The organism is Bariatricus sp. HCP28S3_A4 (assembly GCF_052066395.1).
Classification (GTDB): domain Bacteria; phylum Bacillota; class Clostridia; order Lachnospirales; family Lachnospiraceae; genus Allocoprococcus.
Genome location: NZ_JBQHSE010000009.1, coordinates 20516 through 36914, shown reverse-complemented (window position 1 = coordinate 36914; position 16399 = coordinate 20516). Strand labels below are relative to the sequence as shown.

General features: G+C 43.0%; 14 protein-coding genes and 1 pseudogene. All 15 read right to left on the bottom strand.

The annotated features are described in order from the left end of the window. Window positions 1–6 precede the first annotated feature (6 nt). Window positions 7–1563 (bottom strand): aminomethyl-transferring glycine dehydrogenase subunit GcvPB, encoded by a 1557-nt coding sequence (gene gcvPB / locus ACTNBF_RS06460; protein WP_441024903.1) that lies wholly within the window; start codon window positions 1561–1563, stop codon window positions 7–9. Next, a complete protein-coding gene (gcvPA, locus tag ACTNBF_RS06455) occupies window positions 1550–2986 on the bottom strand; it encodes an aminomethyl-transferring glycine dehydrogenase subunit GcvPA (RefSeq protein ID WP_441024902.1) in 1437 nt (478 codons plus the stop codon). The genes gcvPB and gcvPA overlap by 14 nt, the downstream gene beginning before the upstream one ends. Window positions 2987–3319: 333 nt before the next feature. Further along, a pseudogene (locus ACTNBF_RS06450) lies at window positions 3320–3766 on the bottom strand (tyrosine-type recombinase/integrase). A gap of 174 nt (window positions 3767–3940) precedes the next feature. Further along, window positions 3941–4783, bottom strand: coding sequence for a carbohydrate ABC transporter permease (locus ACTNBF_RS06445; RefSeq protein WP_427806962.1), 843 nt, complete (start codon window positions 4781–4783; stop codon window positions 3941–3943). Next, window positions 4783–5634, bottom strand: coding sequence for a carbohydrate ABC transporter permease (locus ACTNBF_RS06440; RefSeq protein ID WP_427806961.1), 852 nt, complete (start codon window positions 5632–5634; stop codon window positions 4783–4785). The genes ACTNBF_RS06445 and ACTNBF_RS06440 overlap by 1 nt, the downstream gene beginning before the upstream one ends. A 124-nt stretch (window positions 5635–5758) precedes the next feature. Further along, entirely contained in the window at window positions 5759–7072 is a 1314-nt protein-coding gene (locus tag ACTNBF_RS06435; RefSeq protein WP_427806960.1) for an ABC transporter substrate-binding protein, read from the bottom strand. Window positions 7073–7215: 143 nt separating this feature from the next. Further along, entirely contained in the window at window positions 7216–8553 is a 1338-nt protein-coding gene (locus tag ACTNBF_RS06430) for an ABC transporter substrate-binding protein (RefSeq protein WP_441088910.1), read from the bottom strand. Beyond that, window positions 8492–10273 (bottom strand): sensor histidine kinase, encoded by a 1782-nt coding sequence (locus tag ACTNBF_RS06425; RefSeq protein ID WP_441018369.1) that lies wholly within the window; start codon window positions 10271–10273, stop codon window positions 8492–8494. The genes ACTNBF_RS06430 and ACTNBF_RS06425 overlap by 62 nt, the downstream gene beginning before the upstream one ends. A gap of 9 nt (window positions 10274–10282) precedes the next feature. Further along, window positions 10283–11878 carry a response regulator gene (locus tag ACTNBF_RS06420; RefSeq protein ID WP_427806957.1) on the bottom strand — a complete coding sequence of 532 codons (1596 nt, stop codon included), beginning with the start codon at window positions 11876–11878 and terminating at the stop codon, window positions 10283–10285. Then, entirely contained in the window at window positions 11875–12435 is a 561-nt protein-coding gene (locus ACTNBF_RS06415; RefSeq protein WP_427806956.1) for a GNAT family N-acetyltransferase, read from the bottom strand. The genes ACTNBF_RS06420 and ACTNBF_RS06415 overlap by 4 nt, the downstream gene beginning before the upstream one ends. Next, complete coding sequence (gene truA, locus ACTNBF_RS06410) at window positions 12395–13174, bottom strand: tRNA pseudouridine(38-40) synthase TruA (protein WP_427819611.1); 780 nt, start codon at window positions 13172–13174, stop codon at window positions 12395–12397. Before truA ends, ACTNBF_RS06415 begins: the two co-directional genes overlap by 41 nt. 26 nt (window positions 13175–13200) lie before the next feature. Beyond that, window positions 13201–14025, bottom strand: a complete 825-nt coding sequence (locus tag ACTNBF_RS06405) for an energy-coupling factor transporter transmembrane component T family protein (RefSeq protein WP_441018367.1) — start codon at window positions 14023–14025, stop codon at window positions 13201–13203. Beyond that, the gene (locus tag ACTNBF_RS06400; protein ID WP_427806952.1) at window positions 14022–14885 is read right to left on the bottom strand and encodes an energy-coupling factor transporter ATPase; all 864 of its coding nucleotides are present in this window, start codon (window positions 14883–14885) and stop codon (window positions 14022–14024) included. Before ACTNBF_RS06400 ends, ACTNBF_RS06405 begins: the two co-directional genes overlap by 4 nt. Next, window positions 14876–15721 (bottom strand): energy-coupling factor transporter ATPase, encoded by an 846-nt coding sequence (locus ACTNBF_RS06395; protein WP_427819609.1) that lies wholly within the window; start codon window positions 15719–15721, stop codon window positions 14876–14878. The genes ACTNBF_RS06400 and ACTNBF_RS06395 overlap by 10 nt, the downstream gene beginning before the upstream one ends. Window positions 15722–15784: 63 nt before the next feature. Beyond that, window positions 15785–16303: a peptidylprolyl isomerase gene (locus tag ACTNBF_RS06390; RefSeq protein ID WP_427806950.1), complete on the bottom strand. Its 519-nt coding sequence runs from the start codon at window positions 16301–16303 to the stop codon at window positions 15785–15787. Between the last annotated feature and the right edge of the window lie 96 nt (window positions 16304–16399).

Sequence of the window (16399 nt, the reverse complement as noted above, 5' to 3'; positions counted from 1 at the left end):
CCTTCCTTATTTTTTTATGTACTTGACATATGCACGCCAAGTTGTTGCAAATTTTCCCCATTCAGTCAGATATTCTTCATGAATCTGATCACTAAGAGCGGCCTTATGCGGAGCTGTCTTCACAAGTTCCGGTTCCTCATAAGCCTCCTTTGCAATTGAAGCAAATGCTTCTACAAATTCATCTATATCATCTTTTGAATAGGTTTCAACTGGTTCCGGAGTAAATGGTTCCGGAATAATTCTCGGATGATGACTTGCAAAATAATCCTGAAAACCATAATCTACAATTCTTCTGCAAATATCATCGGTTGTAACTCCTGTATCCTTTGTCAACTGTTCCCAGCTCAATCTGGCCTGCTCCACACGGAATTTTCCTTCCGCAAACGGCATTGATAACCCGTCGATTTTTAAAAGCTTCTTTAGCATATAGTTATTATTCAAAATAGCCAGTTCTCCAATCTGTTTTATTCCATCCGGGCCCAGCGTTCTTATATAAGCATATGTACGAACCAAAACTGCCGGAACGCCAAAGTATTTCCTCAACTTTCCTATGCTTTCCGGTCTCTGATAATCGAAATAGTATCTTTCTCCATCATATTCTACAGTCGGGGTTGCTACGAACTTAGCCAGCTTTTCACAGACACATTGCGCTCCTGCTGCAGGCCCCTGGCAGCCATGTGGAGAAGAAAAGGACTTATGCAAGTTATAATGGCACATATCAAATCCGGCATCCCGCGCTCTTGTAATACCAAACAATCCATTTAAGTTCGCCTGGTCATAAACACACAATCCTCCTACGCTATGAACAATATCCACAAACTCTCTAATTTTATCGTTAAAAATACCTGTATCCTCTGGATTTGTAATCATCAGTGCCGCTGTATGTTCTGACACTGCAGCCTTTAAAGCTTCAATATCCGGTACTCCATTCTCATCCGGATAAAGTGTAATGACTTTATATCCTAATGTTGCCGCAGCTCCTGGATTTCCCGGATGTGATAAGATGGTTGTAATAATCTCGTTTCTCTGTTCCCCTTCACCGTTGGCTTCATGAAATGCACGGATTGTTTCTACATTGGCAAAAATCGCCTGCGTTCCCCCTCCTGGCTGAAGGCTTACTCTATCCATTCCTGAAATTGCTTTCAAGTACTGTTCATCCTTGTACATGATTTCAAGAATTCCTTGAATCGTACTTTCATCCTGATATGGATGGACCTCAGTCAGTTTTTCCGAGCGCACAAACTGTTCATTAATCTTGGGACTATACTTCATGGTGCATGTCCCCAACCCGATATCGATATTAATATCTGTACCAATTGTTTCCTGTGAGAGTCTCATATAATGGCGCAGCACTTGCATTTGTGACATTTCAGGCAGCTTTGGTGCTTTCTTTCTCTTAAGATTCGCCGGAAGAAGGTTCTCCACAGTTCCTGTTACCTGTACCACACGTTCAGAAGCTTTCGGCACAAGCACACCTCGTTCTCCCGGATTTCCAAGCTCCATAATAATAGGCTCATCCCATCGTGCTTCGTGAAAATCTCTATTTTTCTTAAACCTTCCCATGTTCTGACCCTCCTGCTACAATCGTTCTCAGTGCTTCTGCCAGATGCTCAATCTCATCTGCTGTTGTCAGTTCAGATACACAGTACAATGCACTCTGTCCTAATTCTTCAAAATCCTGGCTTAAATCCTTTCCTCCAAAAATATGTTCCTCAAGCAGAGTCTTATTGATTTCTTTTACTGTTTTTCCTGTCTCGGTAAAATCTATAACAAATTCCTGGAAATTGCTTCCTCCAAATACATTTGCTTTAATACCAGGGATATCTGATAATTTCAAGACAGCATAATTCACATTCTGTATAATCGTTTCTCCCAATTCATACATTCCTTGCGGTCCCATGCTTGCAAGATAAATGCCTGCTGTTATGCCCCACAGACCTGTCTCTGTTCCAAAGTACTCTTTTGCTTTTTCGCGACTTCCATGGGAGCTTCGATAATTCATCGCACGTCCCCAACCAAAAGTATCCACTTTGTCTGTTTCTGCTATTCCATACATATATGTTGGGAATTGCTGCAGAAGCTCCACATCCTGCCGACATGCAATAAATCCTGCCTGACCGCCACCAAACTGTATGTGCATTCCCAAAGGCTGTATATCACCACATACAAGGTCTGCTCCCTGGTTCATGGGACTTTCCATAATACCAAGGGCCGACACCTCCGGCTGCGCTATACAAAGCGCTCCGTATTCATGCGCCAGCTCTGCAATCTCCTGTCCCTGTGTCTCAAAGAATCCAAGATAGGAAGGATTTTCATAAAACACAGCTCCAACATTGCCCTCTTTCAGCTTGTCTTCAAGATTCCTCATATCCATGAGTCCCGTTGCCGGATCATATGCAACTTTTCTGATCTGCGCAACATTTCTGCAATACTCCTTTGCCTGTGACAGAATTTCAGGATTCATTGTAGCTGGAACCAACACCACATCTTTCGGAGTGTTTCGTGCCTCCTGCACACGAAGTGCAATTCGCATAGACGAGACAACTGACTGTCCCGCATCATAGGTTGTATAGCTTACCGCATCTGCATCCAACAGTTCTCCCATCATACTCGCATATTCGAAAATTGCCTGCATCTTGCCATGATCCGAATACGTATCGCCGCAGTAAGCAGTCAGGAATTCTCCCCGCGAGTTTAATTCATCACAAATTGCCGGAATTTGATGTTTATAGCATCCCGCACCGAGAAAACTGGTGTACTCTTCTGTCGTTGCATTCTTATTAAGAATACCAAGCACATGTCTTTTCAGTTCATACTCACTTTGAATCGGTTCAGGTAAATCCAATCTTCCTTTGTAAATAAGTTCATTAGGGATAATGCTCCTGTATATATCCTCGATTTTCTCTACACCAATTTCCTTCAACATTTCCTCTTTGATCTCAGGAACACTATTCGGCATATACGGATGAACAAATGTATTGTCCATGGCATCACTCCCTTTCCAGTTTTTGCATTTTCTATAAACACGCTCTATCTATATAATGTCTCTATATCCCATACTAAACCTTTCCCTTACGGCAATGTCAATTGTTTTTGTTCATTTTATATATTTTTTTCGGATATATCAATTTTTTTTGTGACATTTTAACATTTTACCGCATTAAATTTTCACATTGTAATACAATCGAGTAGGAGGAATTTCTCTTATTTGAGATATTCCGACCTCTCACACCACTTATCCCGACTTTCTATTTATTCCGATAAACCATCTGAAATGCCGTATTTTAAAAGATACTAAAGTAAAAAGTCGGGATAATAATTACTTTAAGCCATAAAGCTTTTTCATGAGGTCTTCATCATCTTCCCAGTCAACGTCATATTCATTGGAGAAGAGAGGATAAAAGTCTGATGTCGCCTTTTCAATAGCCTCTTTTTTCATCGTGGTATCAGCATTTGCATAAAAACGCCTTGTTGTATCCATTTTTGCATGTTCAAGCCATTCGGCCACCAATGGGAGTGGCATACCATTCCTATACAAATGCATCGCACGTGAATGTCTCCACATATGGGGATATAAATGCTCTGGCACATCTGTTGAAGTCTCTTATGCCTTTTTTCCATAACGTGCAACAAATTTCTCCACGTTGTCGATTGACATTTGTGACCGTATTCCTTTGCGATCTATATAAAAAAGAAATTCTTCCGGATTATCTTCTGTATGGAATTTATGAAGGTAGGATTTCAGGTGTTTGCACGTTTTTTCCATGATCGGAACATTTCTTGTTTTAGCGCCCTTGCCTTCGGCTATATCCTTCCCACTGCCGGGCGGATTCGGGACTTTCACCCGTTAGAAACGTGCGCCGCCAGGCGCACAACAAAAAGAAAGCGGTTCCCGTTTCCAGAAACCGCTTTCTTTTCGATTTATAATATGTTAGCCTGATTAGCCTTTTACCGCACCGGCAGCAACACCTTTGATGATATACTTCTGTCCTGCCAGGTATACAATGATGATCGGAATGACAGTAAGCATGATACTTGCCATCATCGGTCCCATTTCCACTTTACCGTAACTTCCTCTGAAGTACTGGATCAGCATCGGAATAGTCTTATATTTCTTGATATCAAGAACCAATGTCGGAAGCAAATAATCATTCCATACCCACATAGCTTCCAGAATACCAACAGAGATCATCGTCGGTTTCAGTATATGTACGTCGATCAGGAAGAAGGTCTGAAGCGGATTGCATCCGTCGATCATAGCAGCCTCTTCTACTTCGATCGGGATTGATTTTACAAATCCACAGAACATGAATACTGCAAGTCCTGCACCAAATCCCAGATAAATAATCCAGATATTCCACGGAGTGTTCAGCTTCAGTTTATCTGCTGTCTGAGACAGTGTAAACATAACCATCTGGAACGGGACTACCATTGAGAATACGAACAGGTAATATAATACCTGTGAAATCACGCCTTTTACACGGGTGATATACCATGCACACATAGAACAGCAGATCAGAATTGCCGTAACAGAGGTGATGGTGATAAATGTACTGAATCCCAAACTGCTCAGGAATCCCTTGGATGCAATCGCATCAATATAGTTTGCAATACCTGTAAAAGAGTCTGCCGTAGGGAGTTTGAACGCAGCAGCTGTACTGATTGCAGATTCTTTTTTCAGAGAATTTAAAAGAATCATGACAACAGGATATATCCAGAGAACAGAAGCGATTCCCAAAATAATGGTCCATATCATACTACCCGGCTTTCTTTTTTTATCCATTACTGCTGCACCTCCTTTGAACGGGTTGCTCTAAGCTGAGCAAACGAAATAACAATTACGATAAGACAGAAAATAACTGCCTTTGCCTGTCCATAACCCTTCCACTGCATACCGGAACGCGCATAGAAAGTCTGGTAAATGTTGAGTGCCAACATTTCTGTTGTATGGTTCGGATCACCGCCGGTGAGTGCGAGGTTCTGGTCGAACAATTTGAATGAGTTTGTCAATGTCAGGAATACACAAATAGTAATGGATGACATAACCATCGGTACTTTGATCTTAATCAGTGTCTGAAGGTTCGTAGCACCATCGATCTTAGCCGCCTCAATCAAAGAATCCGGCACATTCTGCAGTCCTGCAATATAGATGATCATCATATATCCAATCTGCTGCCAGCACATCAGGATGATCATGCCCCAGTATCCGGCTTTGCTGTTCAGTGCAAGCAGCGGCTGAGCAGTAAGTGACAGCACACAGTTGATCAAGATCTGCCAGATATATCCAAGAACGATACCGCCGATCAGGTTCGGCATAAAGAATACTGTTCTGAAAATGTTGGTTCCTCTCAGATTCTGTGTCAACAGAAGTGCAAGTCCGAATGCAAGCACATTGATAGTCAGAATAGAGACAACCGAGAACATAACTGAAAATTTAAAGGAATCAGTAAATGATGTATCTTTGATTGCTGCAATATAGTTTGTAAGTCCTACCCATGTTGCATTGTCTACCGTCGTAAATTTACAGAATGAAAGATATAAGCCTTCTATAAACGGTACGATAAATCCAATTACAAATGCAAGAAAGGTTGGAAGAATAAAAATCGGTGCGTAACGCTTTAACGCTTTTTCCATAGAGCTCCTCCTCACTCATAACCAGATCTGACAAGGCAGATAACCGTTTGCCTTTCAAATCCTCACATAATAAGGACAGGCAGGAACGCTGCCTGTCCTTTTTCATGTTTACTCCAGTTCCTTATTACTGCTGATTTGCCAGCTCGTATTCTGTTTTCCATCCATCTACGAAAGCGGATACAACACCAGCCCACTGTTCATCAGTCTGATCTGCTGCATATGCTGTAAGAGCCTGGCCTACACCATTCTTCCACTCTTCTGACGGCATTGTCGGGAAGTTCCAAGATACAGGTGTTTTTCCTGCTTCTGTCATTTCTTTATCCTGTTTTACGAACAGGTTCTGAGATTCTACTGCATTCTTGAACGGAATAACGAATCCCATATCTTCGCCCATAGCTTTTGTTCCTTTTTCAGAAGTTACACACCAGTTCATGAAATCCAGAGTAGCCTGAATATCAGCTTCGTCTGCTTCTGAGTTTACACACCAGTAGTTTTCAGTACCGGTACACAGTCCCTGATTTGCCTCATCGCCTGCGCCGATGTAGATTGGGATCATAGCAAGGTCATCATCTGTAAATGTTCCGTCTGCTGTAAGGTTGCCGTATTCCCATGAACCATTCTGGAAGAATACTGCCTGACCTGCCAGGAATTCGTTACGGGAGTCATCACCTGTCTTGGCAGCCAGTTCAGCCGGTGCGCAGGTACTGTTGTTGATGTACAGATCCCAGATATTACGATAGTTGTCAAGGTATGTTCCCTTGATTGCATCAGTTGTTCCGATTCCGTCCTCCTGATATTCGAAATAGATCGGAAGGTTTGCAAGATGTGTCTTAAATCTCCAGTCAGAAGATCCATCCATACCTGCTGATGTAAATGCTGCAAATCCGAGTTCAGAAGAACGTGCTGTGATATCTTCTGCAACTTTCTTCAAATCTGCGAAAGACTGAATATCGTCAATTGTGTAGCCAGCTTTTGCAAGCAGCGTTTTATTCACAATCAGGCCATAAGATTCAATAACGTAAGCGATACCAGCTACTTTGTCGCCATCTTTCAGTGCATAATCTTCGCTTGTCAGCTGTTTGTAAACATCTGAATCTGAAAGGTCATAGCAGTAATCTTTCCAGTTAGCAAGTCCAACCGGTCCGTTTACCTGGAACAGTGTCGGAGCACCGCTCTTACCCATTTCACTCATCAGTGTGGTTTCATACTCTCCGGATGCAGCTGTAACAACTTCAACTTTTACTCCGGTTTCTTCCGTGTAAGCTTTTGCAAGTTCCTGCCACTGTTCATCCTGTTCTGGTTTGAAGTTCAGATAATATACAGAACCTGTTGCTTCTCCGTCGCCACCTTCTTCTTTCTTTCCGCCACAGCCTGCAAGTGTTCCTACTGCCATTGCTGCAACCAGTCCCAGTGCGATCCATCTTTTTTTGTTTTTCATAACAAATTCTCCCTCTTTTCTGAAAACTTGGTTTTCTTTTTTCTGTAATAATCATAGCAGAGAAATATTCCTGTCCGTTATCAAGAAAAAAACCTGAACTATCAAAAAACATACCTTTATTTTTAATAGTTCAGGTTTACACTTTACTGTTCAGCCTCATATTCCCGGATACTCTCATCCGCTTTTTTCAGGAATTCTTCTACTGTAATCTTCCCTTTAACCAGTTCCGGAAGACACTCTTCCAAAGTTTCTTCCTGTAAGATGGAATTCCATTTCACCTGGTAATTCGGAACGATCTGTGGGTCCGCCGAAAAAGCGTCAATATAATCACTCAGTGCAGGCACATTCCATCCCTCACCGGATTTCATCAGGCGTTCCCTTTCTTCCCTATTATACTTTGTGCGGAATTTCAAGAATTCCACAGCCCCCTTCTTCACTTCATCACTATAATCAGAAACCACCGCCCATCCGAATGTCTCAGGAGACGAGATCAGTTTATTTCCCGGGAATGCCGAAAAGCGAGTCTTCCCCCGCCATCCATCAGGTATCTGTTCGATCATCCAATATCCATTCGGGATCATGGCCGCCTCTCCCGAAAAGAAATTGGTAAATGAAACATCGAAATCGGCATGCATTGCATCATCTGTTGTATAAGAAAACAGTTTCTTAAGCGTTTCTGCCAGCATAACACCGCTTTCATTCTGATATGTATCCGGGAAAAGCTCTTTCATAAATTCAGCACCATCCGATGTATCAGCAATTACCGCTGTTGCAATCAACATGGGAGCCCATCCTGTTCCTTCCGTATGCAATGCAAGTGGTGTAATACCGCAACTCTGCAGCCTGTCGCAGCATTCCCAGAATTCTTCCCAGGTCTCCGGGAATCGCTCTATCCCTGCCTTTTCAAACAATTCTTTATTCCAGAACATACCGGAGCAGGAAAATGCCGCCGTACTGATCGGTGCCAAGTACACTGCACCATCCTCTTCCATACACGCTTCCATTACCGCAGGCTCAACCATATTTCTCCATTCTTCATCCGCTTCCAGATACGGTGCAAGATCTTCCAGACGGCCATCTTCGATCATCATCTGATAAAATGACGGCAGCATCCGCAGATCTGTGATTACCGCAGGAAGCGAATCCGTCACATTCTGCCGTTTCAGATTCTGCCGGTATTCCTCTTCTGTCTCCAACACCCACTCTACATCAACCTGATAGATTCCGTCATATTCCTCATTGAAAGCTTCTGTAAGCTGTTGGTTACTCTTTTTACCATTCGTAGGATTTACAGTAAAGATTACAGGAATGTGGATTTCTCCCCGTTCTTCTTCCTTGGTCTGTGTCTGTTCGCTCTTTTGGCATCCACAGGCAACCCCTGCCAGCATCACAACACAGAGCAATACTGATAACAGTCTTCTATAATTCTCTATTTTCTTTCCCATCATCCGGAATCCGGATAATACATCTGGTTCCGTCATTTTCTGCTTGATATTCAAAATGTACATCCTCTCCATATTTCAGACGCAGCCTCGTAATAACATTAGTCACGCCGTATCCATGTTTTTTGTCCGGGAAACACTCCCGGAGATCCTTAAGCGGCGCCCCGTTAAGCGCATTGATCTTATCTGCCATTTTACCGTCAATCGGCTTTCCGCTGTTGTAGACTTCCAGACTCAGCTGCCCCGCATCTTCTTTTACCGTAATCCGAATAAATCCCCCTTCGTAGATTTCACAAAAGCCATACTTAATTGCGTTTTCTACAAGCGGCTGCAAAATCAATTTCAAAATCCAGGTCCTCTTTGCATCCACCTGACATTCAATCTCATATCGGAACAGATTTTCATTTCGGATCTGCTGGATCTCCATATAACTCTTTACATTTTCCAGTTCATCTTCCACTGTAACGATATCATTACCCTTGCTGAGTGACAAACGGAGATATTTTGACAATGCCTGTATCATTTTCATTGTCGTTTCCTCACCATTGATTCTTGCCAGCATGTAGATCGTATCCAGAGTGTTATACATAAAATGGGGATTGATCTGACTGATCAGCATATTCATTTCACTAGTCCTCAGTTCACGTTCCTGTAATTTGATCTCATCCAAAAGATTTTCAATATTTACAAGCATCTGATTATAGGATTGTCCGATCTGATCCAGTTCTGTATTCGTGTTCAGTTCAACTTTCCTGCTAAAATCATTTCCGTCAAATCCCGTCATCGCTTCACTGATTGTCTGGATCGGTCTCGTAAATCGTTTGGAAAAATAGATACTTAAATTCAACGCAACGGCAATGACGAGAAGATAGATCCCGGACAAAATGATCAGAATTTTTCCCAAATCCTTAGAAATCACACTATTTGGTACGATCGTGTAAACGATAAGTCCTGTCTCCTTCTGCCGGTAAGCCGACAGAAGGCCACTGTGAATTTTCTCTCCGTTGGCGATCATACCTTCTCCGTCTGTTCTCGCTATTTCTTTCATGATCTTCTGATCTGCATCCGGCAGATCGTATCCGTCCGGATGCCACATTTTCCAAAACTGTCCATTCCCATCCATGATTCCAACCGCAGCATCTGATATGGAAGCCGGATTGCTGCCCAGAATGTCATCCAGAAATTCTTCTTCCATTTTCAGGAACAGCATTCCGGGTTCATGTGCATATTCCATACTGTGCACATACCGCCCGATAAATACCGCCTGCTTTCCTTCTCCGAATAACGTATCCGGGGCAAGAAACCATTTCGTCTTTGCGTACGAATCCCCGAGCCGAGCAGACATTTTACTCTTTTTAAAATCCTCGTAATCAATCTTGGAATATGAACGCGTATATACATTCTGTTTATTATCAACATAACAGTATTCCGATACATGTTCCATGTCAATGTAAGCAAAGTATTTACTGATCGTCGTCTTCTCAACCTCTTCCAGATTTCCCGTTCTGAGGCTGTCCTGCACGTCTGTATTGAGGATACACTCTGCCAGGACTTCATCACTTTTCTGAAACAGAGAATCCAGTGCAATCCCCATTTTCTCATCGAGAGAAGTGTATTTATCCACAATTGCCGAGCTAAGACGACGATAAGTGAACATCCACACACCTATGCTTGACATTAAGAGTGCCAGAATCAAAAGTGCTATGGTGTATTTTAAATATTTTTTTTGAATTCCGGACTTCATTTTCCCGATCTTCATCTCTGGCCGTTACCCTTTCTCACAATTCCGTTTATATTCACTGGGAAGCATTCCCGTGGATTCTTTGAACAAATGAGAGAAATAGGAAGGATTGCTTATTCCCACCTGCTCGCAGATACTTCCTATGCTCTCATCCCCCTCAGACAGCAGTTTCTTTGCCCGCTCAATCCTCTGCTGGAGCAAATATTTCTTAAATGTCATATGAAATGTATTTTTGAAAACTCTGCCAAAATAAACCGGATTCAAATAAATATGAGTTGCTACGGAAACGATGGATAAATTCTCATCATTCAAGTGTTCTTCAATATATCCGACTGCAACAGACATATACTCTTTGAAGTACCGGGTCTCATCTTTACCTGCATGCTTCTTTCTTTCTTCAATGACACTGCCGAGAATCCGATAACATACATCTACCGATTTTGCCGCACTGAGATTCTGGATATTCGAATAATAATTGCGAAACTGCTCTCGTAGACTGTCCACCATTCCATAGGAATCCTTAAGCAAAAATTCCACTCTCAGCATCAATTTGTGCAGGAGCTGGCATTGCATTTCTTCCGCTTCGGGCAAATTGTAGATAAAATGCACAAAAGCCTTTTTCAGCTCTTTTTCATCATTTTTCCGAATAGCATTGACAATCAGAAGTTCGGCATCCTCAAAATCCGTACGTTCCTCACTTTCCTCAATCTCCTCAGGCATAGTAAATGCGCTTGCACCGGACGCACTCGCAAGACCGAATAATTTTTCAGCCTCTTCATAGCTCCGTCCAATCCCTTTCATGCCTTTATAAGGTTTTGAAATTGATGCCACGACCGGACAATTCTGTTCTTCTTTAATATGTTCCATCAGAAGTTTCAATTCTTTGACGGTATCATTCTTACTTGTTTTCACCAGAAAAACAAAATATCCTTCCTCGCTTTCAAAATGCCAGAAGAAATATTTTCCATTCATCACCTGTTCCAGATACCGAATCAGCGACAACTTTGTTGCTTCATAATCAAGCGAATTCGTAATCTTATATGTAAGATCTATATCTACACACAATGTAATAAAACGATCCCCATCCCGGATCACATCATCGACCGTTGCAAAGACCTGTTCCATCTTTTCATATGTAATTTTCTTTTGAAGGTATTTCTGTACAATGACTTGCAGGAAACTGTCAGAATCTTTTTTCACCATCTTCTCCCAACTCTCAATACGCTGTACATTTTCAATCTGTGCCATGCAGTTTTTGTATGCATTCTCCATGGTTTCCTGCAATTTATCGTCCTCAATCGGTTTCAAAAGATAGGCAAAAGCCCCGAGCTCACATGCCTGGCGTGCATATTCGAAATCCCTGTACGCACTCAGCACGATAAAAAGGCAATCCATGTCCTCTTTCTGAATCTCCTCCATGACCATCAGACCAGAAATCTGTTTCATACGGATATCCGTCAGAACCACATGCGGTTTCTTCTCCTTGATCACCTGAATCGCCTGTTCCCCACTCTGTGCAGTTCCCACCACTTCAAACCCCATGCTTCCCCAGTCATAAGTTTTAAGCAGCCCCTGCAGCAGGATTGGTTCATCATCTACTACAACCAGCTTCAGTAATTTCATTTTCCTTCCTCATATTCATCATCCAAATTCTTCCACATAACAAATCGCCGTTTTCCGCCATATTTCTTGACATCAGCAGCGATTTTCATTCCAAACCGTTCTACATTTCGAAGACTGTACACATTTTCCGGATGAACAGTTGCCATCAAGTATCGGATTTCAAGCTCGTTCCATCCATTTTTCAATATCCGCTGTGCCTCCACCAGAAGTTTATATTGCAGGGAATTTCCTCGAAACTCCGGAGAGACTACCGCGATCTCCAAATGTGCGACCTTCTGCATTTCTTCCTCTGAAAGTTCCAGATATTCTCCCAGATTATCTTCTTCACGTTTCGGGAAACGTACAATAAGCAATGCTGCCGTATTTGTCCGGTCGATCTCAGGCTGCGCCAGAATGATAAACCCTTCTTCCGAAATATGCCTGCGTACAAATTCCATATCTTCCGCTTCAAACCAGTCCGGATCCGTGATACCTGACTTCGCCTGCCTGATCATCTTATCTATGGCAGGCACATCCTCAGCTCCTGCTATTCGAAACACAAAATCCATCGTTTTCATATACTATCTCCATTAGACACAATCCCTGAGGAGGTGCAGTGACTGCCTCCTTTTTTCGTTCCCTACCTTCAAGAAGCTCCAAAACCTTCTCCGGTTCATAAAACCCTCTCCCGACGCGAATCAGCACTCCTGCGATGATCCGCACCATATTGTACAGAAATCCATTTCCTGTAATCCGGATTGTAATTTCTTCCGGTTTCAGCGGATTCTGCTGAATTTGAAGATCTGTGACCGTCCGCACTGTTGTCTTTGCGTTGGTCCGGATGCAGCAGAATGCAGCGAAATCATGTTCCCCCAACAGATACTGGGCTCCCTGTCTCATGCGGTTCACATCGAGGTCAAAACTGACGAAGCAGTTATAAAGCCGCTTCGTCGGAACAGGAGTCTTCGTATTCAGAATATGGTATTCATAAGTTTTCAGACTGTTTTGATATCTGGGATGCCAGTCCAGTGAAACCTCCTCTGACTTCGTCACCACAATATCTTCCGGAAGTCTCTGATTCAGCGCATAGGAGAAGCGTTCTGCCGGTATTCTGCTCCCGGTGTCAAACACAGCAATATTCCCCATTGCATGAACCCCTGAATCAGTCCGGCTGGCACCGATTACTGCAATCTCTTCACCGGTAAGTGTGCAAATTGCTTTATTCAGCACTTCCTCTATCGTAATTCCATTCGGCTGCACCTGCCATCCACAATAATTCGTGCCATCATATGCAACTGTCAATTTAATTCTTCTCATTATCTGCTCCGTTTCTGATTACATTATTAGAAGATCCAGATTTTAAACGGAATATATCTTCCTGCCACAAAGGAGATTGCAACATAAGCAATCGTCACCGCATAAGCTGCATAATCCCTGCCTTTATAGATCAGTGGCTTCATTTTTGTTCTTCCTTCACCGCCATGATAACATCTCGCCTCCATCGCCATTGCAAGATCATTCGCTCTCCGGAATGCAGATACAAACAGCGGTACAAGAATCGGTACCAGAGCCTTAGCTTTCTGAATGATATTTCCGCTCTCCAGATCAGCGCCGCGCGCAATCTGCGCTTTCATGATCTTGTCCGTTTCTTCCAACAGAATTGGTATGAAACGAAGAGCGATCGACATCATCATCGCAATCTCATGCACCGGAACATTCAGATGTCCCAGCGGCTTAAGAAGACTTTCCAGACCATCTGTAAGGGCATTCGGCGTCGTAGTAAGCGTCATAAGCGAAGATCCCATAATCAGATAGATCAGCCGGATTGCCATATATACAGCTGTATTTAAACCCTGTTCTGTAATCTTGAGCGGTCCGAAATGAAAAAGCAGCCTTCCTCCCGGCGTCAAAAAGAGATTAAACAAAACTGTAATCATAAGAAGCATTATGATCGGTTTTAGTCCTTTCAGGATATACTTCACCGGAACAGTCGACAATCTGACCACACATACAAGAAACAAGGTCGCCAGAAGATAACCGATAATACTTTTAAACATAAAAAGCGAAATAAGGTACAAAAGTGTACACACAATTTTCACCCTCGGATCCAGGCGGTGAATCCTGCTGTTCGCCGGATAATATTGTCCTATTGTAATATCTCGAATCATTCCGTCTTCTCCTTCTTAGTCACAGCAGCCATGATCTCATCCGCCGCTTCTTCAATCGTTGTCGCATGGACGGACACATCCAATCCGTTCTCCTTCAGTTCGTGCATGATGTAAGTCACCTGTGGAGCCGCCAGTCCAACGGATTCCAGTTCCTTATAATGTGAGAACACGCGCTTCGGCACATCATCAAACATAACTTCCCCATGGTTCATCACAATGATACGATCCACATATTTTGCGATATCCTCCATACTATGAGAAACCAGGATCACCGTCATATCACTCGTCTTATGCAGATATGCGATCTGATCCAGGATCTCATCTCTGCCTTTCGGGTCAAGTCCTGCTGTCGGTTCATCCAGAACCAACACTTTCGGACACATGGCAAGCACTCCGGCTATTGCCACTCTTCTCTTCTGTCCACCGGAAAGTTCAAACGGAGACTGCTCATAGTATTTCTCCTTGAGTCCTACCAACTTCAAAGCTTCCCGGGCACGTTCTTCACACTCTTTCTCCGAGAATCCCTGATTTTTCGGTCCGAAACATACATCTTTGAGCACATCCACTTCAAAAAGCTGATGCTCCGGATATTGGAACACCAATCCCACCTGGCTACGCAGTTCTTTCATATTATAACCGTCTGCGTAAATGTTTTCTCCGTTATAATAAACCGTTCCGCTCGTCGCTCTGATCAGGCCATTGAGATGCTGGATCAGAGTAGATTTTCCCGAACCGGTATGCCCGATAATTCCGACAAACTGTCCATGCGGGATCTCCAGACAGATATCTTTTAAAGCCTGTTTTTCATAAGCAGTATCTGCGCTGTAAATATAATTCACATGTTCTAATTTTATCGACATAATATTTCCACCAATTCTTCTTTTTTCAAAATACCTGCAGGAATATCAAGCCCTCTCTTGCGAAGCTCATCCGCAAGGATCGTAACCTGCGGCACGTCCAGTCTGTACTCTTTCAGCAAATCAACCTGTGAAAAGATCTCTCTCGGAGTTCCCTGCATCACAACATGTCCATGATCCATCACGATCACCTGATCCGCGTCCACAACTTCTTCCATATAATGCGTAATCAGAATGACCGTAATATGTTCTCTCTTTCTCAATTCCTGTACACTTTCCAATACTTCCTTGCGTCCGTTGGGATCGAGCATTGCAGTCGGTTCATCCAGTACAATACACTTCGGGCGCATAGCCATAACTCCTGCGATTGCCACCCTCTGTTTCTGCCCTCCTGACAGCTTATTGGGAGAGTGATGCCGATACTCGATCATCCCGACCGCCTTCAGGCTTTCCTCCACTCTCTTCCAGATCTGTTCCGTCGGCACTCCGAGATTCTCCGGGCCAAATCCGACATCTTCTTCCACCACTGTACCGATGATCTGATTATCTGGATTCTGAAAAACCATCCCCGCACTCTGCCGGATATCCCATAAATACTCTTCTTCTTTTGTATCTTTTCCGTCCACCCACATCGTTCCTTCTGTGGGTACCAGAATCGCATTCATATGCTTTGCCAGCGTAGATTTTCCCGAACCGTTATGCCCAAGAATTGCTATAAACTGCCCAGGCTCAATATCCAGATCCACCTCATCCACAGCACGGCTCATTCCGATGATATTGCCTTCCTCGTCACGTTTTGCATATTCAAATACCAGCTTATCTGTCTTAATCATCTTCATGCCATTTCCTCATATTTATCAAGGCAGCGCCTATATCAAACGCTGCCTTTCCCGTTTTTCTTATTAGCACTTCTCCGGTTCCGGATATTCTGTACCAAATGTTTCAACCGTCACCTTTTTCATCTTCTGATCTGTAATCGGTTTATCTCTGAAATCAGTGTCCGTCTCAGCAATCTTATTTACCACATCCATGCCTTCGATGATCTTACCAAATGCTGCATAAGCACCGTCCAGATGTGGAGAATTCTTATGCATAATAAAGAACTGTGATCCCGCTGAATCCGGATTCATTGCCCGAGCCATGGAAATCACACCCGGTTCGTGTTTCAGTTGATTGTCGAAGCCATTCTGAGCAAACTCTCCTGCAATAGAATACCCCGGTCCGCCCATACCGGTTCCATTCGGGCATCCGCCCTGAATCATAAATCCATTGATGACACGATGGAAGATCAGCCCATCATAGAATCCTTTATTTACCAGTGAAATAAAGTTATTAACTGTATTCGGTGCAACTTCCGGATACAATTCCACCTTCATTACATCACCATTTTCCATCTCAAATGTTACGATTGGATTTGCCATATTATCAATCTCCTTTTTTTCTTATTACTGTACCCTATTTTAACGAAACTCTCCCGGTTCGTAAATAGTTTTCTTCCAATTCTCTTATATTTCCGC

Bases quoted from the DNA above. Each gene is read 5' to 3' on its own strand.
- ACTNBF_RS06430 (WP_441088910.1), bottom strand. From the start codon at position 8,553: ATGACGGAACCAGATGTATTATCCGGATTCCGGATGATGGGAAAGAAA.
- ACTNBF_RS06420 (WP_427806957.1), bottom strand. From the start codon at position 11,878: ATGAAATTACTGAAGCTGGTTGTAGTAGATGATGAACCAATCCTGCTG.
- truA (WP_427819611.1), bottom strand. From the start codon at position 13,174: ATGAGAAGAATTAAATTGACAGTTGCATATGATGGCACGAATTATTGT.
- ACTNBF_RS06440 (WP_427806961.1), bottom strand. From the start codon at position 5,634: ATGGAAAAAGCGTTAAAGCGTTACGCACCGATTTTTATTCTTCCAACC.
- gcvPA (WP_441024902.1), bottom strand. From the start codon at position 2,986: ATGGACAATACATTTGTTCATCCGTATATGCCGAATAGTGTTCCTGAG.
- ACTNBF_RS06395 (WP_427819609.1), bottom strand. From the start codon at position 15,721: ATGAAGATGATTAAGACAGATAAGCTGGTATTTGAATATGCAAAACGT.
- gcvPB (WP_441024903.1), bottom strand. From the start codon at position 1,563: ATGGGAAGGTTTAAGAAAAATAGAGATTTTCACGAAGCACGATGGGAT.
- ACTNBF_RS06415 (WP_427806956.1), bottom strand. From the start codon at position 12,435: ATGAAAACGATGGATTTTGTGTTTCGAATAGCAGGAGCTGAGGATGTG.
- ACTNBF_RS06390 (WP_427806950.1), bottom strand. From the start codon at position 16,303: ATGGCAAATCCAATCGTAACATTTGAGATGGAAAATGGTGATGTAATG.
- ACTNBF_RS06405 (WP_441018367.1), bottom strand. From the start codon at position 14,025: ATGATTCGAGATATTACAATAGGACAATATTATCCGGCGAACAGCAGG.
- ACTNBF_RS06400 (WP_427806952.1), bottom strand. From the start codon at position 14,885: ATGTCGATAAAATTAGAACATGTGAATTATATTTACAGCGCAGATACT.
- ACTNBF_RS06425 (WP_441018369.1), bottom strand. From the start codon at position 10,273: ATGAAGATCGGGAAAATGAAGTCCGGAATTCAAAAAAAATATTTAAAA.
- ACTNBF_RS06445 (WP_427806962.1), bottom strand. From the start codon at position 4,783: ATGGATAAAAAAAGAAAGCCGGGTAGTATGATATGGACCATTATTTTG.
- ACTNBF_RS06435 (WP_427806960.1), bottom strand. From the start codon at position 7,072: ATGAAAAACAAAAAAAGATGGATCGCACTGGGACTGGTTGCAGCAATG.